Raw genomic sequence first — 22678 nt, 5'->3', positions numbered from 1 at the left:
AGAGTACTGAAGCCGTCATTTCGTTTCAATAGGAAATATCGACATGTCAGAGCCACAAATCCTTACCCGGCGCGGATTCCTCAAGTTGAGCGGAACGGGCGGTGCTGTTGCTGCCGCAACACTCATCCCGATCATGCCCGCCCAAGCCCAACCGGCCACGGCGCCGCACACAGGAACCACGCTGCCCTACCCCGTGAAGTCCATCGCCGTCGCGCAGAAGCTCACGGCCGACACGCCCCTGCAGTTCGCCTATCCCGACAATGCCTCGCCGTGTACCGCTGTGAAGCTCGGGCATCCCGTTCCCGGCGGCGTTGGCCCTGACCACGACATCGTCGCGTACAGCACGATGTGCACGCATATGGGCTGCCCCACAGTTTTCGACAACAAAACAAAAACGTTCAAGTGCCCGTGCCACTTCAGCGAGTTTGACGCCGAGAAGGCAGGCCAGATGATCTGCGGGCAAGCCACCGAAAACCTCCCACGGATTCTGCTGCGCTATGACGCCAGTTCGGACGCGATATCCGCGGTTGGGGTCGAAGGCTTGATCTACGGCCGCCAGGCCAACATTCTGTAAGTCGGGAGACGCTCATGTCCGCACCCAAAGACCGCATCACCTTGCCGCCGAAGGATGCCGCGCGCACGAATATGACGTGCCACTTCTGTATCGTCGGCTGTGGGTACCACGTTTACAAATGGCCGGAGCAAAGCGAGGGAGGCCGGGCACCCGAGGAGAATGCGCTGGGCCAGGACTTTCGTCAGCAGCTACCGCCTTTCGCGTTGACGCTTACCCCGGCGATGACCAACGTAATCACGCAGCGGGATGGCTCGCGTCACAACATCATGATCGTTCCGGACAAGGAATGCGTGGTCAACAGCGGCTTGAGTTCGACCCGTGGCGGCCGGATGGCCAGCTATATGTACACGCCCGATGGCGATGGCAAGGCGCGCCTGAAACAGCCGCGCATGTATGCCGCCGACCAATGGGTGGACGTTCCGTGGGACAACGCCTTGGCACTGTACGCCGGCCTGCTGAAGAAGGTACTGGATACCGATGGCCCCGAGGGCATTGTGTTCTCCTGTTTCGACCACGGTGGGGCTGGCGGAGGCTTCGAAAACACCTGGGGCACGGGCAAGCTGATGTTCACCGCGCTCCAGACGCCAATGGTCCGTATCCACAATCGTCCAGCCTACAACTCGGAATGCCATGCTACGCGCGAGATGGGCATCGGCGAGCTCAACAATGCCTACGAAGACGCCGAGCTTGCCGACGTGCTGTGGTCGATTGGAAATAATCCTTACGAATCCCAGACCAACTACTTCCTGAATCACTGGATCCCCAATCTGTATGGGCAGACGGTCGAAAAGAAAAAGGCGCGCTTCGCAGGCGAAGAGCTCCCGGATACCCGCATCGTCTTCGTGGACCCTCGCGACACGCCTTCCATCGCGATCGCCCGCCAAATTGCCGGAAAAGATCGGGTGCTGCATCTGGCGATCGAACCTGGCACTGACATCGCGCTGTTCAACGGGCTGTTCACCTACGTAGTTGAACAGGGCTGGGTGGACAAGCCGTTCATCAAGACGCACACGGCGGGATTTGATGAGGCCGTCAACACGAATCGCATGCCCCTGGAGGAATGCAGCAAGATCACGGGCGTACCGGTCGACGACCTGAAGAAGGCGGCGGAGTGGTCGTACAAGCCGAAGAAGACAGGGCAGCTTCCGCGCACCATGCATGCCTACGAAAAAGGCATCATCTGGGGCAACGACAACTACGTCATTCAGTCGGCGTTGCTGGATCTGGTCATCGCCACGCACAACGTGGGGCGCCGTGGCACCGGATGTGTACGCATGGGTGGGCACCAAGAGGGTTATGCCAGGCCCCCCTACCCTGGCGACAAGAAAATCTACATTGACCAGGAACTCATCAAAGGCAAGGGCAGGATGATGACCTGGTGGGGGTCCAACAACTTCCAGACCAGCAATAACGCGCAAGCGCTCCGAGAGGCGGTGCTCAAGCGATCCGCCATCGTGAAGGAAGCCATGCAGAAAGCGCGCGGCGCTTCAACCGAAGAGATGGTCGACATCATCTATGCGGCCACGCAACGAGGCGGATTGTTTGTTGCAAGCATCAATCTCTATCCAACCAAACTGGCCGAGGCTGCCCATCTGCTGCTTCCAGCGGCGCACCCGGGCGAAACGAACCTGACGTCCATGAATGGCGAGCGGCGCATTCGCCTGTCGCAAAAGTTCACGGACCCGCCCGGGGAAGCGCAAGCGGACTGCCTGATCGCCGCGCGAATCGCCAACACGCTGAAAGCCATGTACGAGAAGGAAGGCAACAGCAAGATGGCGCAACGTTTCGCCGGATTCGACTGGAAGACGGAAGAGGATGCGTTCAATGATGGGTTTCGTCGGGCGGGCCAGAAGGACGCGCCGAAGATTGACAGCCAAGGCGGCGATACCGGTCACCTGGTCACGTACGAACGGTTGCTCGCCGCCGGCAATAACGGCGTTCAGTTACCCGTTCAGGCCTACGCGGATGGGAAGCTCAAAGGCACCGAAATGCTCTACACGGACGGTAAGTTCGACACCGCCGACGGAAAAGCTCACTTCAAGCCGGCGCAGTGGAAAGGCCTGCCCGAGCCCGTGGTCGCCCAAAAGAAGATATACAAGTTCTGGTTGAACAACGGCCGCAATAACGAGATCTGGCAAACGGCCTATCACGATCAGTACAACAGCTTTGCGCAAGACCGTTATCCGATGGCGTACATCGAGATCAACCCTGCCGATTGCCAGGACCTAGGCGTGGAGGCTTCAGACGTGGTCGAGGTCTACAACGACTACGGCTCCACCTACGCGATGGTGTACCCGGTGCCTGAAATAAAGCGCGGCCAGACGTTCATGATGTTCGGCTACGTCAACGGAATCCAAGGCGACGTCACGACCGAATGGACCGACCGCAACATCATTCCTTACTACAAAGGCACCTGGGGGAATATCCGGAAAGTTGGCTCCGTCGAGGAGTTCCGGAACACCATCAGTTTCAAGAGCCGCCGATTCACCCTGGGCTGATTTTCAACAAAAGGAGCATTGCCCCTCATGCGTATCACCAAGCTGTTCGTGTCGGTTGGGTTGGCATCCGCCAGCCTGACCTGTGTTGCGGCCCCGGACGCCACAATCCAAGCGATCTTGACCAAGAACAATTGCCTGGCGTGCCACGCGGTTGACCGCAAGGTCGTCGGCCCCTCATACAAGGACGTGGGCGCCAAGTTCAAGGACGAACCCGGCGCCGCTGCCCTGCTGCTAGGGAAAATCAAGAATGGCAGTGCGGGCACCTGGGGACCTGTGCCGATGCCGCCGAACCCCGGAATTTCAGCCGAGGACGCGAAAAAGGTCGTCGACTGGATACTTGCCGGCGCGCCAGGCTGACGCAGAACATGATCGAAGCTCCACTTTTGGATCGCCGCAAATCTCCTTCGCTACGGTCAACATCGACCGCCTCGTCAGGCATGGACGGCCCGCCCGAAGACCGGCACGGTCGGCCTCTGCATGACTTGCGCATTTCGGTCATAGACCAGTGCAATTTTCGTTGCACCTACTGTATGCCCCGAGATCAGTTCGGCGCGGATCATTCATTCCTGCGCCGCGAAGAGCTGCTGACTTTTGATGAGATTGAGAGAGTCGCAAGCGCCTTCATCAGCCTGGGCGTACGTAAGGTCAGGGTCAGCGGGGGTGAACCGCTGCTGCGCAAAGACGTGGAGCATCTTATTGCGCGACTGGCGGCGTTGCGTACGCCGTCCGGCGCGCCGATTGATCTGGCCATGACCACCAACGGGTCTTTATTGGCACGCAAGGCCCGGGGGCTGGCCGCCGCCGGGTTGCGGCGTCTGAACGTCAGCCTTGACGCGCTTTCGCCGTCCATCTTTGCGCGGGTCGCGGACACGACTGCTTCCGTGGATGATGTATTGGCGGGTATAGCCGCAGCCCAGGCTGCGGGCATCCCGCACATCAAGATAAATATGGTGGTGCACCGTGGTGTGAATGACGATCAGATCCTGCCGATGGCCCGGCGCTTTCGCGGAACCGCGCACGCGCTGCGCTTCATCGAATTCATGGATGTCGGTGCGACCAACGGTTGGAATGCCTCGGCCGTCCTGCCGTCCGACGAAGTCCTAAAGAGAATACATGCCGTTTTCCCGTTGACACCCTTGGCGCCTACGGTGCGCGGCGAAGTCGCCCGCCGCTGGGCTTACCAAGACGGTCAAGGAGAAATCGGTTTGATTTCTAGCGTCAGCCACCCATTCTGCGGCGATTGCTCAAGGGCAAGGCTCTCGGCCGACGGCAAGCTCTATACCTGTCTGTTTGCCGAACAAGGCGATGACATACGTTTGCAATTGAGGTCGGAGTCGAATCCACAAATGCTGATCAACGGCTTGGCTGAGCGGTGGCGATCCCGCAACGATCGATACTCAGAGGTTCGAACGTCACAACCACGCCAACACAAGATCGAGATGAGCTACATCGGCGGCTAGGTAGCCGCCGAGGCGCCAGCATTTTTCTTGGCGCCACGAAGCGGCTTCTTATTCGGGATGATGTCGCAGTCGCAGTGACCCGCCAGCGCAGCGATGACCGGCGCGCACGCCTCGGGGTGGCCATGGCAGCAATCGGTCAACATGAACGACATCAACGAGCCCATGACGCCTACGTCGGCACGATATATGATGCTTCGCCCCTGGCGGTCTCCCCAGATCAAGCCCGCGCGGGCAAGCACCGACAGATGCTGCGACACCGTGTTGTGGGGGCCCTCCACCATTTCCGCGATGGCGCCCGCAGGCACCCCTTCCGGCTCGCGCGCCATCAAAAGGCGAAAAATCTCGAGCCGCGTTGGCTGAGAAAGGGCGTGGAATGCGCTTAGCGCGTGCTGGAAAGACACTCCGTCCCGAGGTAAATCCGGGTTGAAATGGCTGGCAACCGCTGGGGAAGGCGTGGACGTGCTGGCGATGGGCATGGAAATTCGATAAGTCGGTAGTTCTGTATATCCGGACAGACTATATCGCATAGATGACAGATTAGTGTCAGCAACATCTGACATGCTAAAGCGGCCGCCGCAAAAAAATTGGGGCGAGTGCCAGCCCCCCAGCATCGCCCCGCAAAGTCGTCGACGAATCGACGATGTTGGCCCTACTTATGGTTTTGGGTATCAGGTTCCGATACGGCCGCCGTCATCCTTCGTAATCACGATCGTCGCGGAGCGGGGTCGTTTGCCCGCTCCATACCCAGCATTGCTTGGCCATTGGCTGGTGTACTTGGAAGGATCAGCGAGGTTGGCTTGGTCCGTGTTTTCGCCAGGATGTTGGATGTTGACAAAAATGGCCTTGCCATCAGGGGTTTCGCAGAATCCCGTAATTTCGCATCCAACCGGACCCACCAGAAAGCGCTTGAGCTGCTCTGGCGCTGGCGGCTTACCGACATAGGTATCCACCGTAAGCGTGCTGCCGTCCCCCTCGGGATACGCCAGGGATTTCTTCGCCCCATCACCAACCTGCCCGGGGCGCGCGGCCAACATCATGCAGTTGGTCACGTCGGTGTAGGCGCCGTCATCGGTCTGCAGCCAGCACAGACCCGTTACCGCACTGAACACCAGACCATCCGGGCTTGAAAAGTCCTGGTCATCGGTAAGACTGGACAGGTTTACGGTCGTGACATCGGCGTCGGCTTGCGCGCCGAACAGGTACACATCCCATTCGAAGCGATCGCCATCACCGGCCGCTGCCAATTCCTTGATACGAATGATGTGTCCGTTGGGGTTGCCAGACTGGCTAGCGCCACCCTTCATATCGGTGTACACGCGAGGATTGGCGGAGTCGGGCTCATACTGCGAGCCGGTGGGATCAACGCGGCGGCTGCTGTTGTTCGTCAACGTGCAATAGAGTTCGCCGTTCGCGGGGTTCACGCCACACCATTCGGGCCGATCCATCTTAGTTGCACCGGCGGCATCGGCCGCCAACCGGGCATTGACCGCCACATCGGCCTGATCGGAAAAGGGGTAGGTCGCATACCCGCTGACCGCCGAGTTCTGCATCGACAGTTCCAACCACGAGCCGGTGCCATCTTCTGAGAACTGGGCCGCAAATAGTGTGCCGTTATCAAGGTACTTGTCGCCCACAGAGATACGACTGATCGCGTCTGCGTCCGCGGGATCCCAATTGGCCGACGAGACCCACTTGTAGAGGTACTCGCCACGAGCGTCGTCGCCCATATATACGATGATCGGTTGACCCGCGACTGCCGTGCGGAAAGCGGCCGATTCATGGGCAAACCGGCCCAAAGCCGAGCGCTTTTTCGCCTTTCTGCTGCGGTCGTAAGCATCCACCTCGACGACGTAGCCCTGGCCGTTCATCTCGTTGCGGTAGTCATCGCTACCGTCAGCCGACGCGCCAGACTGGCTGATTATCCAGCGAGCATATCGATCGTCCGCGCCGGCCGATTCCCAACCGTGGCGCGACGCAGCGCCTTGATTGCGTCCATAGCGCCGAAGCGAGGTGACAGATTTGTCATTCCCGCGGGCGGCATCGTCCGCAGCGTCTCGCGTGAAATAGCCGTACCAGTTTTCCTCGCCAGTCAGAAAGGTGCCCCAAGGGGTCTTTCCCGTGCCGCAGTTGTTGAGCGTGCCGCGCGTACGCGTCGCGTCGGGCGAGTACTTCGTCACCAGCAGCGGGTTACCTCGGGCGGGGCCGGCGATCTCGACTTCGGAAAGCGCCGTGAGCCTGAAATTGAACAACGAATCGGGAACCGTACCCCAGGCATTGCCGGCTTTCTTTACCTCGACAACCGACACTCCATGAATGGCGATCTCCTTGTCAACCTCGGCGGCTGGCCGGGGTAGCGTATTCGTGCCCCCATTTGCATGCAGGAAGAACGAACTGAGCCCTTCGTTCGTCGTGGCCTCATGGTTGACCGCCAGCAGCCCGCGATCCGTCGAGCTTGCCGACGGCCGGTTGTCAGCACCAAGGCCGAACCATTCCATGCCATCGTGGTGGTCACCAGCACGCTTGTCGAAATCGTTGTCCGTGCCATCGTTCTTGTAGGCAAGCACCCCCTCAGCGAGCGGGTCACCCAAGCCATAGAGGGGTCGTCTCAGAAAACGGAAAATAAAGCACGCTAAGGCATAGCCGAACCTGCCAAGCTTGCTCCACCCTGTAGTGACGCGATCAGCGGGCAGGAAACGTTCCCCCTTCGCGCATGGCAGGCGCACACCAACTCAGACAGCACGGCCTCCATGCGCGCCAGGTCAGCCATTTTCTCGCGCACGTCCTTGAGCTTGTGCTCGGCCAGACTGCTGGCTTCCTCGCAATGGGTGCCATCCTCCAGCCGCAGCAGCTCGGCGATCTCATCCAGGCTGAAGCCCAGCCGCTGGGCTGATTTCACGAAGCGCACCCGCGTTACATCCGCCTCGCCATAGCGGCGGATGCTGCCATAGGGCTTGTCAGGCTCCAGCAACAAGCCCTTGCGCTGATAGAAACGGATGGTCTCCACATTGACCCCGGCCGCCTTGGCGAAAACGCCAATGGTCAGGTTCTCCAAATTGTTTTCCATATCGCTTGACTCCGTACATGAGTACGGAAGTAAGGTTACGCTATCCAATTTCAATTCGAAAGGACAAGCGCATGTCTGAACCAAAAACCGGGCGCGGCGCGCTCTTCACTGGAGGGCTTGCCGCCATCCTCGCCTCGGCTTGCTGCCTCGGGCCGTTGGTTCTGATCGCCTTGGGGTTCAGCGGCGCTTGGATCGGCAACTTGGCGGTGTTGGATCCCTATCGCCCCATCTTTATCGGCGTGGCGCTGGTGGCGTTGTTCTTCGCCTGGCGGCGCATCTACCGGCAGGCAGCGGCCTGCAAACCGGGTGAGGTCTGCGCGATTCCCCAAGTGCGAGCTACTTACAAGCTCATTTTCTGGATCGTGGCCGCGCTGGTTCTGGTCGCGCTCGGATTTCCCTACGTCATGCCATTTTTCTACTGATCGGAGTTCACCATGAAGAAACTGTTTGCCTCCCTCGCCCTCGCCGCCGTTGTTGCCCCCGTCTGGGCCGCCACCCAGACCGTCACGCTGTCCGTACCGGGCATGACCTGCTCCGCCTGCCCGATCACTGTCAAGAAGGCGATTTCCAAGGTCGAAGGCGTCAGCAAAGTTGACGTGACTTTCGAGACACGCCAAGCGGTCGTCACCTTCGACGATGCCAAGACCAGCGTGCAGAAGCTGACCAAGGCAACCGCAGACGCGGGCTATCCGTCCAGCGTCAAGCAGTGAGTCACTGAAAACGGCACCGCAGCACAACGGACGTCATTGTCTGGCGCCACAAACGATAAAGGATCTGTTGCATGACCCATCTAAAAATCACCGGCATGACTTGCGACTCGTGCGCGGCGCACGTCAAGGAAGCGCTGGAAAAAGTGCCAGGCGTGCAGTCGGCGCTGGTGTCCTATCCGAAGGGCACAGCGCAACTCGCCATCGTGCCGGGCACATCGCCGGACGCGCTGACTGCCGCCGTGGCCGGACTGGGCTACAAGGCAACGCTAGCCGATGCGCCACTGGCGGACAACCGCGTCGGACTGCTCGACAAGGTGCGGGGATGGATGGCCGCCGCCGAAAAGCACAGTGGCAACGAGCCCCCGGTGCAGGTAGCGGTCATTGGCAGCGGTGGAGCCGCGATGGCGGCGGCGCTGAAGGCCGTCGAGCAAGGCGCGCAGGTCACGCTGATCGAGCGCGGCACCATCGGCGGCACCTGCGTCAATGTCGGCTGTGTGCCGTCCAAGATCATGATCCGCGCCGCCCACATCGCCCATCTGCGCCGGGAAAGCCCGTTCGATGGCGGTATTGCGGCAACTGTGCCTACGATTGACCGCAGTAAGCTGCTGGCCCAGCAGCAGGCCCGCGTCGACGAACTGCGGCACGCCAAGTACGAAGGCATCCTGGGCGGTAATCCGGCCATCACCGTTGTGCACGGTGAGGCGCGCTTCAAGGACGACCAGAGCCTTACCGTCCGTTTGAACGAGGGTGGCGAGCGCGTCGTGATGTTCGACCGCTGCCTGGTCGCCACGGGTGCCAGCCCGGCGGTCCCGCCGATTCCGGGCTTGAAAGAGTCACCCTACTGGACTTCCACCGAGGCCCTGGCGAGCGACACCATTCCCGAACGCCTTGCCGTAATCGGCTCGTCGGTGGTGGCGCTGGAGCTGGCGCAAGCCTTTGCCCGGCTGGGCAGCAAGGTCACGGTCCTGGCGCGCAATACCTTGTTCTTCCGTGAAGACCCGGCCATCGGCGAGGCGGTGACAGCCGCTTTCCGTGCCGAGGGCATCGAGGTGCTGGAGCACACGCAAGCCAGCCAGGTCGCCCATATGGACGGTGAATTCGTGCTGACCACCACGCACGGTGAATTGCGCGCCGACAAACTGCTGGTTGCCACCGGTCGGACACCGAACACGCGCAGCCTCGCGCTGGACGCAGCGGGGGTCACTGTCAATGCGCAAGGTGCCATCGTCATCGACCAAGGCATGCGCACGAGCAACCCGAACATCTACGCGGCCGGCGACTGCACCGACCAGCCGCAGTTCGTCTATGTGGCGGCAGCGGCCGGCACCCGTGCCGCGATCAACATGACCGGCGGCGATGCGGCGCTCGACCTGACCGCAATGCCGGCCGTGGTGTTCACCGATCCGCAAGTGGCGACCGTGGGCTACAGCGAGGCGGAAGCCCACCACGACGGGATCGAGACCGACAGCCGCACCTTGACCTTGGACAACGTGCCGCGTGCGCTCGCCAACTTCGACACACGCGGCTTCATCAAGTTGGTTATCGAGGAAGGCAGCCATCGGCTGATCGGCGTACAGGCGGTCGCGCCGGAAGCGGGTGAACTGATCCAGACGGCGGCTCTGGCCATTCGCAACCGCATGACGGTGCAGGAACTGGCCGACCAGTTGTTCCCCTACCTGACGATGGTCGAGGGGTTGAAGCTCGCGGCGCAGACCTTCAACAAGGATGTGAAGCAGCTTTCCTGCTGCGCCGGGTGAGAAAAAGGAGGTGTTCAATGAACGCCTACACGGTGTCCCGGCTGGCTCTTGATGCCGGGGTGAGCGTGCATATCGTGCGCGACTACCTGCTGCGCGGATTGCTGCGCCCGGTGGCGTGCACACCAGGCGGCTACGGCTTGTTCGATGACGCCGCCTTGCAACGGCTGTGCTTCGTGCGGGCGGCCTTCGAGGCGGGCATCGGCCTCGACGCGCTGGCGCGGCTGTGCCGGGCGCTGGATGCGGCGGACGGCGACGAAGCGGCCGCGCAGCTTGCCCTGCTGCGTCAGTTCGTCGAGCGTCGGCGCGAAGCGTTGGCCGATCTGGAAGTGCAGTTGGCCACCCTGCCGACCGAGCCGGCACAGCACGCGGAGAGTCTGCCATGAACAACCCCGAGCGCTTGCCGTCCGAGACGCACAAACCGATCACCGGCTACCTGTGGGGCGGACTGGCTGTGCTGACTTGCCCCTGCCACCTGCCCATCCTCGCTGTCGTGCTGGCCGGCACAACCGCCGGTGCTTTCCTCGGCGAGCATTGGGTCATCGCGGCGCTCGGTTTGACCGGCCTGTTCCTTCTGTCCCTGTCGCGGGCGTTGCGGGCATTCAGGGAAAGAGAATGAGCGCTTTCCGGCCGGATGGATGGACGACGCCGGAACTGGCCCAAGCGGTCGAGCGCGGGCAGCTTGAACTGCACTACCAGCCCGTCGTCGATCTGCGCAGTGGTGGGATTGTCGGCGCGGAAGCCCTGTTGCGCTGGCGTCATCCGACGCTTGGACTATTGCCACCGGGCCAGTTCCTGCCCGTGGTCGAATCGTCCGGCCTGATGCCTGAAATCGGCGCTTGGGTGCTGGGCGAAGCCTGCCGCCAGATGCGTGACTGGCGAATGCTGGCATGGCGACCGTTCCGGCTGGCCGTCAATGTTTCGGCGAGCCAAGTGGGACCGGACTTCGACGGGTGGGTAAAGGGCGTGCTGGCTGATGCCGAGTTGCCCGCCGAGTATCTCGAAATCGAGCTGACCGAATCGGTCGCGTTTGGTGATCCGGCGATCTTCCCCGCCCTGGACGCCTTGCGGCAGATCGGTGTGCGCTTCGCCGCCGATGACTTCGGGACGGGGTATTCCTGTCTGCAACATCTGAAGTGCTGCCCAATCAGCACGCTCAAGATCGACCAATCGTTTGTCGCCGGGCTCGCCAACGACCGCCGCGACCAAACCATCGTGCACACCGTGATTCAGCTTGCGCACGGGCTGGGCATGGATGTGGTGGCTGAAGGCGTGGAAACATCGGCGAGTCTTGATCTATTGCGACAAGCGGACTGCGACACAGGACAAGGCTTCCTGTTCGCGAAGCCAATGCCGGCGGCGGCATTCGCCGTCTTCGTCAGTCAATGGAGGGGTGCCACCATGAATGCAAGTGACTCGACCACCACCAGTTGCTGCGTGTGCTGCAAGGAAATCCCGCTCGATGCCGCCTTCACCCCGGAAGGCGCGGAATACGTCGAGCACTTCTGCGGGTTGGAGTGTTATCAACGCTTCGAAGCGCGTGCCAAGACAGGGAACGAAACCGATGCCGATCCGAACGCCTGCGACTCGCTACCGTCAGATTGAGGCATACCCTAACTTGGCGTCAGACCATCCGGCGCTAAATCGTCAGAATAGAGTTGCCTTCCGAATTGATTGACATACGCCGTCAAGGGTCATAGATTTCTTCCTGACACATTTCCCTCAGGAGGATACCTTGCACGGTCAGCGCATCGGTTACGTCCGCGTCAGCAGCTTCGACCAGAACCCAGAACGGCAGCTCGAACAGATCCAGGTGGATAAAGTGTTCACCGACAAGGCGTCGGGCAAGGACACACGGCGGCCCGAACTGGAACGGCTGCTCGCCTTCGTGCGCGAAGGCGACACGGTCGTGGTGCACAGCATGGATCGTCTGGCGCGCAACCTCGACGACCTGCGCCGCCTGGTGCAGGGCCTCACCCAGCGCGGCGTACGCATCGAGTTCCTTAAGGAGCATTTGACCTTCACCGGCGAGGACTCGCCGATGGCGAACCTGATGCTGTCGGTAATGGGCGCGTTCGCCGAGTTCGAACGCGCCTTGATCCGCGAGCGGCAGCGCGAGGGCATCGCGCTCGCCAAGCAGCGCGGGGCCTACCGTGGCAGGAAGAAATCCCTGTCGTCTGAGCGTATTGCCGAACTGCGCCAACGTGTCGAGGCTGGCGAGCAAAAGACCAAGCTGGCTCGTGAATTCGGAATCAGTCGCGAAACCCTGTATCAATACTTGAGAACGGATCAGTAAATATGCCACGTCGTTCAATCCTGTCCGCCGCCGAGCGCGAAAGCCTGCTGGCGTTGCCGGACACCAAGGATGAGTTGATCCGTCACTACACGTTCAGCGAAACCGACCTCTCCATCATCCGGCAGCGGCGCGGCCCGGCCAACCGGCTGGGCTTCGCCGTGCAGCTCTGTTACCTGCGCTTTCCTGGTGTCATCCTGGGCGTCGATGAGCCGCCGTTTCCGCCCTTGTTGAAACTGGTCGCCGACCAGCTCAAGGTCAGCGTCGAAAGCTGGGACGAATACGGGCAGCGGGAGCAGACCCGGCGCGAGCACCTGGTCGAACTGCAAACGGTGTTCGGCTTCCAGCCCTTTACCATGGGCCACTACCGGCAGGCCGTCCAGTTGCTGACCGAGATGGCCTTGCAGACCGACAAGGGCATCGTGCTGGCCAGCACCTTGATCGAGCACCTGCGGCAGCAGTCGGTCATTCTGCCTGCCCTCAACGCCGTCGAGCGGGCGAGCGCCGAAGCAATCACCCGCGCCAACCGGCGCATCTACGATGCCTTGGCCGAACCGCTGTCGGACGCGCATCGCCGCCGCCTCGACGATCTGCTCAAGCGTCGGGACAACGGCAAAACGACCTGGCTGGCCTGGCTGCGCCAATCGCCCGTCAAACCGAATTCGCGGCACATGCTGGAACACATCGAACGCCTCAAAGCGTGGCAGGCGCTCGACCTGCCTTCTGGCATCGAGCGGTCGGTGCACCAGAACCGCCTGCTCAAGATCGCCCGTGAGGGTGGCCAGATGACGCCCGCCGACCTGGCCAAGTTCGAGGCGCAGCGACGCTATGCCACCCTGGTGGCGCTTGCCATCGAGGGCATGGCCACCGTCACCGACGAAATCATCGACCTGCACGACCGCATCCTGGGCAAGCTGTTCAACGCCGCCAAGAACAAGCATCAGCAGCAATTCCAGGCGTCCGGCAAGGCGATCAACGCCAAGGTGCGGCTGTTCGGCCGCATCGGCCAGGCGCTGATCGAGGCCAAGCAGGCGGGCCGCGATCCGTTCGCCGCCATCGAGGCCGTCATGTCCTGGGATGCCTTCGCCGAGAGCGTCACCGAAGCGCAGAAGCTTGCGCAGCCCGAGGACTTCGATTTCCTGCACCGCATCGGCGAAAGCTACGCCACGCTGCGCCGCTACGCGCCGGAATTCCTTGCCGTGCTCAAGCTGCGGGCCGCTCCCGCCGCGAAGGACGTGCTCGACGCCATCGAGGTGCTGCGCGGCATGAACAGCGACAACGCCCGCAAGGTGCCCGCCGACGCGCCGACCGAGTTCATCAAGCCGCGCTGGCAGAAGCTGGTCATGACCGACACCGGCATCGACCGGCGCTACTACGAACTGTGCGCGCTGTCGGAGATGAAGAACGCGTTGCGTTCCGGCGACATCTGGGTGCAGGGGTCGCGCCAGTTCAAGGACTTCGAGGACTACCTGGTGCCGCCCGCGAAATTCGCCAGCCTCAAGCAGGCCAGCGAATTGCCGCTGGCCGTGGCCACCGACTGCAACCGGTACCTGAACGACCGGCTGACGCTGCTGGAAACACAGCTTGCCACCGTCAACCGTATGGCGACGGCCAACGAGCTGCCGGACGCCATCATCACCGAGTCAGGCTTGAAGATCACGCCGCTCGACGCGGCGGTACCCGACACCGCCCAAGCGCTGATCGACCAGACGGCAATGATCCTGCCGCACGTCAAGATCACCGAACTGCTGCTGGAGGTGGACGAATGGACGGGCTTCACTCGGCATTTCGCGCATCTGAAATCGGGCGACCCGGCCAAAGACAAGAACCTGTTGCTGACCACGATCCTCGCCGACGCGATCAACCTGGGCCTGACCAAGATGGCGGAGTCTTGCCCCGGCACGACCTACGCCAAGCTGGCTTGGCTGCAAGCCTGGCACATCCGCGACGAAACCTACGGGGCGGCGCTGGCCGATCTGGTCAACGCACAGTTCCGCCATCCCTTCGCCGAGCACTGGGGCGACGGCACCACCTCATCGTCGGACGGCCAGAACTTCCGCACCGGCAGCAAGGCCGAGAGCACCGGCCACATCAACCCGAAATACGGGAGCAGCCCAGGGCGGACGTTCTACACCCACATTTCTGACCAGTACGCGCCATTTCACACCAAGGTCGTGAACGTCGGCGTGCGCGATTCGACCTACGTGCTCGACGGCCTGCTGTACCACGAGTCCGACTTGCGGATCGAGGAGCATTACACCGACACGGCGGGCTTCACCGATCACGTCTTCGCCCTGATGCACCTCCTGGGCTTCCGCTTCGCGCCGCGCATCCGCGACCTGGGCGACACCAAGCTCTACATCCCGAAGGGCGACGCCGCCTATGACGCGCTGAAACCCATGATCGGCGGCACGCTCAACATCAAGCACGTCCGCGCCCATTGGGACGAAATCCTGCGGCTGGCCACCTCGATCAAGCAGGGCACGGTGACGGCCTCCCTGATGCTCCGAAAGCTCGGCAGCTACCCACGCCAGAACGGCCTGGCCGTGGCGCTCCGCGAGCTGGGCCGCATCGAGCGCACGCTGTTCATCCTGGACTGGCTGCAAAGCGTGGAACTGCGCCGCCGCGTGCATGCCGGCCTGAACAAGGGCGAGGCGCGCAATGCGCTGGCCAGGGCAGTGTTTTTCAACCGCCTGGGTGAAATCCGCGACCGCAGTTTCGAGCAGCAGCGCTACCGGGCTAGCGGCCTCAATCTGGTAACGGCTGCCGTCGTGTTGTGGAACACGGTCTATCTGGAACGGGCTGCGCACGCGCTGCGTGGCAACGGCCATGCCGTTGATGACGCGCTGTTGCAGTACCTGTCGCCGCTCGGTTGGGAGCACATCAACCTCACCGGCGATTACCTCTGGCGCAGCAGCGCCAAGATCGGCGCGGGCAAGTTCAGGCCGCTACGACCGCTGCAACCGGCTTAGCGTGCTTTATTTTCCGTTTTCTGAGGCGACCCCATAGAGCACTTGCGCGGTGTATCCGGAAGGAACGCTGACCGCGTCTGCCAGCGATTTCGGAACCGCGCCGAAATTGAGCAGTTTTTCCGAGGGCTCCGTGGGAGGAGCTCCTGTGGGCGGTGTGTCCGGGCTATCGACATCGCTGTCGTCGTCTCCGTCGCCATTACAGCCCGCCAGGCCAACCCCGAACAGGGCAGAGCCCACCGTTGCCATGCCTCCCTTCAGAATCCGGCGTCGACTCAAGCGGGTTTGTAGCACCGCGTCGAATGTCGGATTTGGCGATGTGTTCGAGTCCTCGTCATTGAAGTCCACGACGGGCGCATTCATGTTGGTCTTCATATTGTCCATTTGTCTGGATTTAACGAAGCAATGAATGTAGGTGGCGCCAATTACTTTTTCATGACGGATCGGACGTTCGTTTCGGGCCGTAATGCGCGAGGCGATGCAGCGTCACCATGCGGTGGATTCAATGGACAGCAATCGCTGCACAGCAGCCGTTGACCGAGGCACTCCGACCGGCCGAAGTGGGTCGTCATCGGCCGAGCGATTGAACCAAGCTGTTGCAACGACCGGTTTCATCCACAGCCAATAACTGCCCTTCAAGACGGAACAGCTGGACCAACCTAGAATCTTGGTGCAAGTGCTATGATCGTATTTCGTTATCGAAACTCGATATGAAAGAGAACTCAACACCTCGCGCCATGGAGCACCACGATCTGCTATCGGGGCTGATCCGCCTGCACGTGCTGCACCACGCAGCCGCGCAGGAGATCTATGGGCAGTGGATGATTGACGAACTGGCCCACCACGGCTACCGACTTTCTCCCGGAACGCTGTACCCGATGCTTCACAAGATGGAGCGCGACGGATACCTAGTTTCGCGCCAGGAGCGCGACGGACGCACCGTGCGAAAGCTCTACACGATCACGCCCAAGGGCAAGGAAGGCTTGGCGCTGGCCAAGGAACGCATCCGGGAGTTCACCGGGGAGGCAATGCACAAATGACAGGCTCCACCAACACCGTACAGCACGAAGCTGTAGCTACGCGCGGTTCACCCGTTGAAGTCTTCGGCGCCTTCCTTAAACTGGGATTGACCTCCTTCGGTGGGCCGATCGCGCATCTGGGTTATTTCCGCTCGGAGTTTGTCGAGCGCCGCCGCTGGCTGGATGACCGCAGCTATTCCGATCTGGTCGCCTTGTGCCAGTTTCTTCCGGGTCCGGCCAGCAGCCAGGTGGGCATGGCGCTTGGGCTGGGTCGCGCTGGCTGGTTGGGCTTGCTGGCGGCGTGGGCAGGGTTCACTTTGCCATCGGCCATCGCGCTAATCCTGTTTGCCTTCGGCATCGCTGAGTACCAGGGACTAGCCCAGTCCGGGTGGGTGCATGGTCTCAAGGTAGTCGCCGTGGCCATCGTAGCTCAGGCGGTGTGGGGCATGGCCAAGTCGTTGTGCCCTGACCGGCCACGCGCTGCCCTGGCCATTCTGGCGGCACTGCTGACCATGATCCTACCCTCAGCAGCGGGACAGATTGTCGCGATCTTGTTGGCAGGACTGCTGGGCTGGTGGACGCTGAAGATTTCACAACCTGGCGGTGGCCAAGCTCACAGCTACCCGGTCTCGCGCAGACTGGGCGTCATTGCGCTGCTTCTGTTTGCAACACCGCTTGTCTTGCTGCCCCTATGTGCAGCAGCCACGGGATCGTCCACGATAGCGCTGCTGGATGGGGTGTACCGTTCCGGTGCGCTAGTCTTCGGCGGTGGGCACGTTGTGCTGCCGCTGCTGCAAGCCACCGTGGTGCCCAGCGGCATCGTCAGCAACGCAGACTTCCTAGCTGGCTATGGCGCTGCCCAGGCCGTGCCGGGACCGCTGTTCACTTTTTCGGCGTATCTTGGCGCAATAGCCCACGGCCCGCTGCATGGCTGGATTGGCGGCCTGGCTCTGCTGGGCACCATATTCCTCCCAGCCTTCCTCATGCTGGTCGGCGCATTGCCGTTCTGGGCGGCGCTTCGCCACCGGGCGGGTATTCAGACGACCATGGCGGGCATCAACGCCGGCGTGGTTGGTATCCTGGTATCGGCCTTATATGACCCGGTGTGGACAAGCGCCATCCACGGCAAGGCGGACTTCGGGTTGGCGTTGCTCTCGTTCGGGCTGCTCACAGTGGGGCGCGTGCCGCCAGCGCTCGTGGTGCTGCTGGCTGGCTTGGCAGGCTGGGTCATGGCGATGGGCATCTGAAATTCGTTTCACTCAGAGCTTTCAATCAAACTTCGCATAATTCCTTCGCTGATGTACCTCAGGACGAAGAATCTTCCAGCGGTATAGCTGCTGCTTGGGCGAACGAAGCTTGAACGCAGGGTTCGTTACCTCGGGATCGAGCTAACGATGCCGTTGAGATGGCAGAGCAAACTGAGGTTGATGCATCCCGGGCCGGCGAACGGTCGCTTGCCGGCCAAAGCCGGACATTCACCCGATCCTATGCAGGTGACGCACACCAGTCACCTCAGGGCATTCCATAATTTCACAGCGCTATCGCGCAAGCAGGATCGGCACCTCAACAGCTCGTATCATTGCCGTCGTGGTACTGCCGACGATCAAATTCCTGAGCGGCGAGTGACCATAGGCACCCATGACCAGCACGGACATCGGACCACCGGCTACGCAGTCAGCGATAACTTTCTCTGGAGCCCCCGGGGTAATCGAAAAAGTTGCCGTTCGCCCGCTTTGCGCGAATAGCTGAACGACCTGCTCCATCTGGGCTCGATTCTCCTGCGACTCCGCGCCAGCCCTCACGAGGTGTATTGGCAGACCGTCCAGCATCGGCGTGCTTGTCAGCAATGCAATCGCTCTAGCAATAGACTTTCCGCCATCGTAGGCAATCACAGCGCGCATTGGCGGCACGTGCCGCTCGGGAGCAACAAATAGCGGCTTGTTACTGGCTCGAAGCACGCGCTCGATTTTCGATCCGAGATGGCCGGCGGCGAATTCGCTCGACGCTCCCCGCTTGCCCATCACCACCAAGCCAGCCTCGGCTTCGCGCTCGATAATGGTTTCCACAATGCCACCATGGAGGTGCACCGTACTGACGTCGCCGATGCCGGCAGCCCGTAATCGCTCTTCAGCGGTCGCCAAGAGGGCGCGGCCACCTTCGACCGCCAGTTTTCCTTGCGCTTCTTCGATGCGAGTCAGCTCTTCTAGCAGCTCGCTTTTCACACCTAGCCCGATAGCGCCACTAAGGTCGTGCCGCGCTGTCACCGCGCTTTTTCGCTGCACAACATGCAGCAGTTCAACTCTCCAGGAAAGACGGTGCGCCGCCCAGGCTGACAAGTCGCAGACCGCGGCGGCGTAGTGGGAGGCATCGATGCATGCAAGTACTTTCGACATATCTTCTCCTTAGTGTCCCAACGACTTGGTGTCGGCGCCGGGTTTGTCGTGAATTGCAAATCGACCAATCATGGTGGCGCTGGCGGCATTCAAACCGACGACATCTACAGTCGTGCCTTCGCGGCGCAGCTTGATCACGACCTTGTCCAGGGCACCCACGGCCGAGATGTCCCAGAAGTGCGCGGCGGATACATCCAGCACCACGTGGTCGACGACCTCTTTAAAATCAATGGCTTCTGAAAACCGATCGGTGGATGCAAAAAACACCTGGCCCTCGTAGTAGTAGGTGCGGGTGCGCCCGTCCTCAGACAAGGCCGAAGTCACTGCGAAGAGCCGCTTGACCTTACCCGCGAAGAACACGCCGCTCAACAGCACGCCCGCCAGTACGCCCTGTGCAAGGTCATGCGTCCAGACGACCACCACAACGGTCGCCAGCATGACCACGGAAGACTGCCAGGGATGCGAACGCAGGTTGCGGATCGAACCCCAACTGAACGTGCCGATGGACACCATGATCATGACCGCGACCAGTGCCGGCATGGGAATCCTGGCCACCAAGGGCCCCAGCACCACGATCAGGAACAGCAGGAAGGAACCCGCCACGAAAGTGGAAAGCCGCGTCGAACCGCCCGACTTCACGTTGATGACGGACTGGCCGATCATGGCACAACCGCCCATGCCGCCAAAGAAGCCCGTCACGAAGTTCGCGATACCCTGGCCCTTGCATTCGCGCCGCTTATTGCTGGGCGTGTCGGTCAAGTCGTCCACGATCTGCGCGGTCATCATCGACTCCAGCAAACCCACCGCCGCCATGGTCAGCGAATACGGAAGAATGATCTGCAAGGTTTCAAACGTGAAGGGCACGTTCGGAATCAGGAACGAAGGCAGGGACGACGGCAGCTTGCCCATGTCGCCCACCGTGTTGACGGGCAGGCCCCAGTAAATAGAGATGGCCGTCAACACGATGATCGCGATCAACGGCGACGGCACGGCCCGGGTCAGGCGCGGAAACAGATAGATGATCGCCAACCCTCCCGCCACCATCACGTAGGTGACCCACGTGACGTTGGTCAGCTGCGGCAACTGGGCAACAAAGATCAGAATTGCCAGCGCGTTCACGAACCCGGTGACGACAGACCGCGACACATACTGCATCAGCAGGTCAAGCCGAAGAAAGCCGGCGATGATCTGGAAGATGCCCATCAGGATTGTGGCGGCGAACAGGTATTCAACGCCATGATCCTTGACCAAAGGCACCACCAGCACGGCAATGGCGGCCGTGGCCGCAGAAATCATGCCAGGCCGGCCGCCCACTAAAGCGATGATTACCGCGATCGAGAACGATGCGTAGAGGCCTACCCGCGGATCAATACCCGCGATGATGGAAAAGCCGATGGCTTCGGGGATAAGAGCAAGGGCAACGACGATGCCCGCAAGAATATCGTTACGAGGACTGGACATCCATTCGCGACGAAAAGAGGAGAAAAAAGACATTGTTAGGCTAACCTGACGTTAGCAAGCGATGCCTTGCACCGAGGGTGGTTTGTAGTTGGTCTCGGAGCGAGCCGTAATTCGCTTGGAGTTGTCCGAGGGATAGGCGCCCGGCCGAGCCACCCGGCAAACGCCGGGTCCACTAGTATCGCTATCGAAGCGAAGCCGCATCCGTTGCAGATGCTGCGGGAGCATTGTACACGGGTTGTGCAGCGTGACTCAGACCAGGGCCGAATCGTCACAAACACGATATCGGGCGGCGAGAACTAACCTTTGACCGGCCGCATTGGGTCGGGAGCTGCCTGTCATTGATGGCCGCTCCCGGCCTTCACCAAACATTGCGCGAATCAAGTGGACTTCCGCTTCTGGTCGGTTTGCCCCAAGGACCAGCAAAACATCCAAACATTTCCGCATGAAATTTCATTGCAAGGCCCCCCCCTCTATCTGCCGGCTCGGCCCCCCCCTTATTTCCCGAAAAGCTGCGCCTTTTCCATTTCCCGCACGACGTCTAGAAAGTCCAGCTCCGTGTATGCCATAGAAGTCCGTACATCGTCATGACGCATCGCCTTGGCGACCACCCGCACGTCCACTCCCATCGCGGTCAGCTGCCGCCCGAACGTGTGCCTTAGCCAGTGGGTCGACGCCCGCTCCAGCAGCACTGCGTCCTGATCCCGGCCAGCGCTACGAAACCCCGCAGCACATCGCTGAAAGGCGCCCGTGAGTATGTCCCAAAGGGTGGCGCGACGACGAATCTCGGCCCATCGGCGCTGACTACGGCGTCCTACCACGGTGGACGGGCAGCGCGCCGGCCCGTCCACCTTGCGAGTCCGCGTCGACAGGATGAGCGCCGTAGTGTCACCACACACGGGATCTGGCGGAAAGTTAAACGCGTATCGGTATGCACGAAGATCGTCCATGACTGCGGGTGGAAGAGCTACGCGGCCTGTTTTTCCTCCCTTCCCATGCCTCACAACTAAGGACCAGTGCGCGCGCCCGGACTTCGGATCAGCATAGAGCTCGACATCGCCCATACTTGCGAGAACCACTTCGCTCGCCCTCATTCCTGTGAATTGCAGCAGTCGCAAGATAAAACGATCCCGCAAGAACATGAGCTTCTTCTCAACCGATGTGCGGGAGGCCTTTTCCATCGAATCTAGAACCTCCTCAATCAAGTCTGGTGGCACTGCATGCCGGCGTGGAGCATCCCGGCCCACTCCCCCACCACTCCCAATCGATGCCATCGGATTGGCCCGCCGATACCCTGCCTCAAACCAAAACTTGAGGAGGGCATGCAACACTTTCTGAGCATTCGCCAAGGCAGAAGCACCAAGCCTGGCGCGAAAAGGCGTCCAATCGATATCACCAACGCGTGCTGCACGTCTTCCGCAGATGTGGTCGCCTGAATGCTCCCGCAAGAATTTTAGATAGCGGGTAACGTCGGGAATGGACCATCGACTCGGCCCATCAGACCCGACCAAGTCGCAATACCATCGGATGCGGAAGATCTCGCGCTGATAGTTCGCCAGTGTGTGCCGGCTCACCGGCGGCCTTCTTGCAGCGAGCGCCTGAAGCCAACGCTCTGCCGCCTCCCAGTCATCGCTAACATGTCCAAGGACGCAAGAAACGGCCTCAGAGCCGTTTGCAGTGACGAACTGGGGGAGAGGTGCCACTTCGCTCATCGCGGCGCTCCTGCGGCCCCCACCGCCGCTCTTCGGTACGATTCGAGCAGCGCCTGTTCCTCCTTCCTTAGCGCCTGCAGCCCCTCGTAGCGCTCCCTCCACAGCCGGCTTTCCGCGCGTGCTGCCTCAATCGCGCGCAGAGCAAACGCCCGACCGCCCTTCTCCGCTTCCGTGACGTTCGTCACGGTAGTCACAAGCGCAGAGAGCTTATCCGCCATCGCGGCCAACGCCCGCTCGGCGCTGTCGGCCTGACCTTGCACGCGGGCGAGCTCACACTGCTGGGCCACCATCGCAGCCTCTAACCGAGCGTTGTCAGCCTCCAGCACCTGCCGCCGGCGGCGGTGCTCCTCCAACTCAACGGCAAGCAGTCGAAGGGTAGTCGGATCATCCTGCCTCGCCGCACGCTCTGTCACTCGCGGAAGCGCAGTCGCGCGGAGATCCGGATCGACCTGCCCAGCAGAGGTACGAGCCAGGCGCTCTTGCACGCGAACCAACACGGAAAGGATGGTGGTCGTGGAAGGTCTTCGGGTTGGCGCGTAGGCACGCAGTATCCGTTGGTATGTTGGAACGCCGTATAGGCGGCCCGTGACCTCTAGCACCGCGCTTATCAGACCACCAAGAAAAGCGCGGTTATCTGCGACGTCAGGATAGGCAGCCTGGAGGCGAGAGATCTCCGCCATGATTTGCCGCGCCTGGTCGTCCGTTAGCTGAAACGCAGGCCTACCCATTGCCGCAGATCTCCAAGCTATTGATCACGAAAATCGTCATATTTAT

At 61.2% G+C, this 22678-nt stretch carries 22 protein-coding genes and 1 other annotated feature; of the genes, 14 read left to right on the top strand and 8 right to left on the bottom strand.

Annotation, left to right across the window (positions count from 1 at the left end; all coding sequences use genetic code 11):
- Window positions 1-43 precede the first annotated feature (43 nt).
- From BRO63_RS29895 to moaA, 4 genes are read left to right on the top strand one after another with little or no spacing between them, the layout of a single operon-like run.
- Window positions 44-574: an arsenate reductase (azurin) small subunit gene (locus BRO63_RS29895; RefSeq protein WP_006221921.1), complete on the top strand. Its 531-nt coding sequence runs from the start codon at window positions 44-46 to the stop codon at window positions 572-574.
- 14 nt (window positions 575-588) lie between these two features.
- Complete coding sequence (locus tag BRO63_RS29890) at window positions 589-3072, top strand: arsenate reductase (azurin) large subunit (protein ID WP_006221920.1); 2484 nt, start codon at window positions 589-591, stop codon at window positions 3070-3072.
- A gap of 27 nt (window positions 3073-3099) precedes the next feature.
- Complete coding sequence (locus BRO63_RS29885) at window positions 3100-3429, top strand: c-type cytochrome (RefSeq protein ID WP_006224616.1); 330 nt, start codon at window positions 3100-3102, stop codon at window positions 3427-3429.
- 8 nt (window positions 3430-3437) lie between these two features.
- Window positions 3438-4532, top strand: a complete 1095-nt coding sequence (gene moaA, locus BRO63_RS29880) for a GTP 3',8-cyclase MoaA (protein ID WP_081247806.1) — start codon at window positions 3438-3440, stop codon at window positions 4530-4532.
- On the opposite strand, the gene BRO63_RS29875 is transcribed toward moaA, so the two are convergent.
- From BRO63_RS29875 to BRO63_RS29865, 3 genes are all read right to left on the bottom strand, one after another.
- The gene (locus tag BRO63_RS29875) at window positions 4529-5008 is read right to left on the bottom strand and encodes an ArsR/SmtB family transcription factor (RefSeq protein WP_231690636.1); all 480 of its coding nucleotides are present in this window, start codon (window positions 5006-5008) and stop codon (window positions 4529-4531) included. The two genes, moaA and BRO63_RS29875, sit on opposite strands and share 4 nt — an antisense overlap.
- A 192-nt stretch (window positions 5009-5200) precedes the next feature.
- The gene (locus BRO63_RS29870) at window positions 5201-7153 is read right to left on the bottom strand and encodes a PhoX family protein (protein WP_088159612.1); all 1953 of its coding nucleotides are present in this window, start codon (window positions 7151-7153) and stop codon (window positions 5201-5203) included.
- 8 nt (window positions 7154-7161) lie between these two features.
- Window positions 7162-7596 carry a mercury resistance transcriptional regulator MerR gene (locus BRO63_RS29865; protein ID WP_003131969.1) on the bottom strand — a complete coding sequence of 145 codons (435 nt, stop codon included), beginning with the start codon at window positions 7594-7596 and terminating at the stop codon, window positions 7162-7164.
- 71 nt (window positions 7597-7667) lie between these two features.
- Here BRO63_RS29865 and merT point away from each other — a divergent pair, with 71 nt between their 5' ends.
- The 8 genes from merT (at window position 7668) to BRO63_RS29825 (ending at window position 15325) form a co-directional block, all read left to right on the top strand.
- Window positions 7668-8018, top strand: coding sequence for a mercuric ion transporter MerT (merT, locus tag BRO63_RS29860; protein WP_006224622.1), 351 nt, complete (start codon window positions 7668-7670; stop codon window positions 8016-8018).
- Window positions 8019-8030: 12 nt separating this feature from the next.
- Window positions 8031-8306: a mercury resistance system periplasmic binding protein MerP gene (gene merP / locus BRO63_RS29855; protein WP_003131987.1), complete on the top strand. Its 276-nt coding sequence runs from the start codon at window positions 8031-8033 to the stop codon at window positions 8304-8306.
- Window positions 8307-8377: 71 nt separating this feature from the next.
- On the top strand, window positions 8378-10063 hold the full coding sequence (merA, locus tag BRO63_RS29850; RefSeq protein ID WP_003156770.1) for a mercury(II) reductase: 1686 nt from the start codon (window positions 8378-8380) through the stop codon (window positions 10061-10063).
- Window positions 10064-10080: 17 nt separating this feature from the next.
- Window positions 10081-10446, top strand: coding sequence for a mercury resistance co-regulator MerD (gene merD, locus BRO63_RS29845; protein ID WP_000995360.1), 366 nt, complete (start codon window positions 10081-10083; stop codon window positions 10444-10446).
- Window positions 10443-10679, top strand: a complete 237-nt coding sequence (gene merE / locus BRO63_RS29840) for a broad-spectrum mercury transporter MerE (RefSeq protein WP_003132004.1) — start codon at window positions 10443-10445, stop codon at window positions 10677-10679. The genes merD and merE overlap by 4 nt, the downstream gene beginning before the upstream one ends.
- Window positions 10676-11665 carry a DUF3330 domain-containing protein gene (locus tag BRO63_RS29835; RefSeq protein WP_003132006.1) on the top strand — a complete coding sequence of 330 codons (990 nt, stop codon included), beginning with the start codon at window positions 10676-10678 and terminating at the stop codon, window positions 11663-11665. The genes merE and BRO63_RS29835 overlap by 4 nt, the downstream gene beginning before the upstream one ends.
- A 130-nt stretch (window positions 11666-11795) precedes the next feature.
- Window positions 11796-12356, top strand: a complete 561-nt coding sequence (locus BRO63_RS29830) for a recombinase family protein (protein ID WP_003124096.1) — start codon at window positions 11796-11798, stop codon at window positions 12354-12356.
- A 2-nt stretch (window positions 12357-12358) separates the two neighbouring features.
- Entirely contained in the window at window positions 12359-15325 is a 2967-nt protein-coding gene (locus BRO63_RS29825) for a Tn3 family transposase (protein WP_001138070.1), read from the top strand.
- Window positions 15326-15331: 6 nt separating this feature from the next.
- Here BRO63_RS29825 and BRO63_RS34095 read toward each other — a convergent pair whose 3' ends face one another.
- Window positions 15332-15697 carry a hypothetical protein gene (locus tag BRO63_RS34095; RefSeq protein ID WP_127186023.1) on the bottom strand — a complete coding sequence of 122 codons (366 nt, stop codon included), beginning with the start codon at window positions 15695-15697 and terminating at the stop codon, window positions 15332-15334.
- Window positions 15698-16032: 335 nt separating this feature from the next.
- Here BRO63_RS34095 and BRO63_RS29820 point away from each other — a divergent pair, with 335 nt between their 5' ends.
- Window positions 16033-16362, top strand: a complete 330-nt coding sequence (locus BRO63_RS29820) for a PadR family transcriptional regulator (protein ID WP_223283289.1) — start codon at window positions 16033-16035, stop codon at window positions 16360-16362.
- Complete coding sequence (chrA, locus tag BRO63_RS29815; protein WP_006224630.1) at window positions 16359-17588, top strand: chromate efflux transporter; 1230 nt, start codon at window positions 16359-16361, stop codon at window positions 17586-17588. Before BRO63_RS29820 ends, chrA begins: the two co-directional genes overlap by 4 nt.
- A gap of 291 nt (window positions 17589-17879) precedes the next feature.
- Here the strand turns inward: chrA and BRO63_RS29810 are convergent, their stop codons facing one another.
- The 4 genes from BRO63_RS29810 to BRO63_RS29795 form a co-directional block, all read right to left on the bottom strand.
- Entirely contained in the window at window positions 17880-18734 is an 855-nt protein-coding gene (locus tag BRO63_RS29810; protein WP_006224631.1) for a universal stress protein, read from the bottom strand.
- A gap of 9 nt (window positions 18735-18743) precedes the next feature.
- On the bottom strand, window positions 18744-20228 hold the full coding sequence (locus BRO63_RS29805) for a SulP family inorganic anion transporter (protein ID WP_006224632.1): 1485 nt from the start codon (window positions 20226-20228) through the stop codon (window positions 18744-18746).
- Window positions 20229-20314: 86 nt separating this feature from the next.
- Window positions 20315-20369, bottom strand: a sequence feature (sul1 is cis-regulatory element that is thought to sense ions involved in sulfur or methionine metabolism; They are found in Alphaproteobacteria).
- Window positions 20370-20689: 320 nt separating this feature from the next.
- Window positions 20690-21904: a tyrosine-type recombinase/integrase gene (locus BRO63_RS34600; RefSeq protein ID WP_231690638.1), complete on the bottom strand. Its 1215-nt coding sequence runs from the start codon at window positions 21902-21904 to the stop codon at window positions 20690-20692.
- Window positions 21901-22584, bottom strand: coding sequence for a hypothetical protein (locus tag BRO63_RS29795; protein ID WP_231690639.1), 684 nt, complete (start codon window positions 22582-22584; stop codon window positions 21901-21903). The genes BRO63_RS34600 and BRO63_RS29795 overlap by 4 nt, the downstream gene beginning before the upstream one ends.
- Window positions 22585-22678: the final 94 nt, after the last annotated feature.

Source organism: Achromobacter xylosoxidans (genome assembly GCF_002192695.1).
GTDB classification, from domain to species: Bacteria; Pseudomonadota; Gammaproteobacteria; order Burkholderiales; family Burkholderiaceae_B; genus Achromobacter; species Achromobacter xylosoxidans_C.
Note: the sequence above shows the minus strand (reverse complement) of the source record. Positions and strands in the feature narration are given on the sequence as shown.

Bases quoted from the DNA above. Each gene is read 5' to 3' on its own strand.
- BRO63_RS29875 (WP_231690636.1), bottom strand. From the start codon at position 5,008: ATGCCCATCGCCAGCACGTCCACGCCTTCCCCAGCGGTTGCCAGCCAT.
- BRO63_RS29865 (WP_003131969.1), bottom strand. From the start codon at position 7,596: ATGGAAAACAATTTGGAGAACCTGACCATTGGCGTTTTCGCCAAGGCG.
- BRO63_RS34600 (WP_231690638.1), bottom strand. From the start codon at position 21,904: ATGAGCGAAGTGGCACCTCTCCCCCAGTTCGTCACTGCAAACGGCTCT.
- BRO63_RS34095 (WP_127186023.1), bottom strand. From the start codon at position 15,697: ATGAAGACCAACATGAATGCGCCCGTCGTGGACTTCAATGACGAGGAC.
- merT (WP_006224622.1), top strand. From the start codon at position 7,668: ATGTCTGAACCAAAAACCGGGCGCGGCGCGCTCTTCACTGGAGGGCTT.
- merA (WP_003156770.1), top strand. From the start codon at position 8,378: ATGACCCATCTAAAAATCACCGGCATGACTTGCGACTCGTGCGCGGCG.
- BRO63_RS29820 (WP_223283289.1), top strand. From the start codon at position 16,033: ATGAAAGAGAACTCAACACCTCGCGCCATGGAGCACCACGATCTGCTA.
- chrA (WP_006224630.1), top strand. From the start codon at position 16,359: ATGACAGGCTCCACCAACACCGTACAGCACGAAGCTGTAGCTACGCGC.
- merD (WP_000995360.1), top strand. From the start codon at position 10,081: ATGAACGCCTACACGGTGTCCCGGCTGGCTCTTGATGCCGGGGTGAGC.
- BRO63_RS29810 (WP_006224631.1), bottom strand. From the start codon at position 18,734: ATGTCGAAAGTACTTGCATGCATCGATGCCTCCCACTACGCCGCCGCG.
- BRO63_RS29885 (WP_006224616.1), top strand. From the start codon at position 3,100: ATGCGTATCACCAAGCTGTTCGTGTCGGTTGGGTTGGCATCCGCCAGC.
- BRO63_RS29835 (WP_003132006.1), top strand. From the start codon at position 10,676: ATGAGCGCTTTCCGGCCGGATGGATGGACGACGCCGGAACTGGCCCAA.
- BRO63_RS29805 (WP_006224632.1), bottom strand. From the start codon at position 20,228: ATGTCTTTTTTCTCCTCTTTTCGTCGCGAATGGATGTCCAGTCCTCGT.
- merE (WP_003132004.1), top strand. From the start codon at position 10,443: ATGAACAACCCCGAGCGCTTGCCGTCCGAGACGCACAAACCGATCACC.
- BRO63_RS29825 (WP_001138070.1), top strand. From the start codon at position 12,359: ATGCCACGTCGTTCAATCCTGTCCGCCGCCGAGCGCGAAAGCCTGCTG.
- BRO63_RS29890 (WP_006221920.1), top strand. From the start codon at position 589: ATGTCCGCACCCAAAGACCGCATCACCTTGCCGCCGAAGGATGCCGCG.
- moaA (WP_081247806.1), top strand. From the start codon at position 3,438: ATGATCGAAGCTCCACTTTTGGATCGCCGCAAATCTCCTTCGCTACGG.
- BRO63_RS29795 (WP_231690639.1), bottom strand. From the start codon at position 22,584: ATGGCGGAGATCTCTCGCCTCCAGGCTGCCTATCCTGACGTCGCAGAT.
- BRO63_RS29895 (WP_006221921.1), top strand. From the start codon at position 44: ATGTCAGAGCCACAAATCCTTACCCGGCGCGGATTCCTCAAGTTGAGC.
- merP (WP_003131987.1), top strand. From the start codon at position 8,031: ATGAAGAAACTGTTTGCCTCCCTCGCCCTCGCCGCCGTTGTTGCCCCC.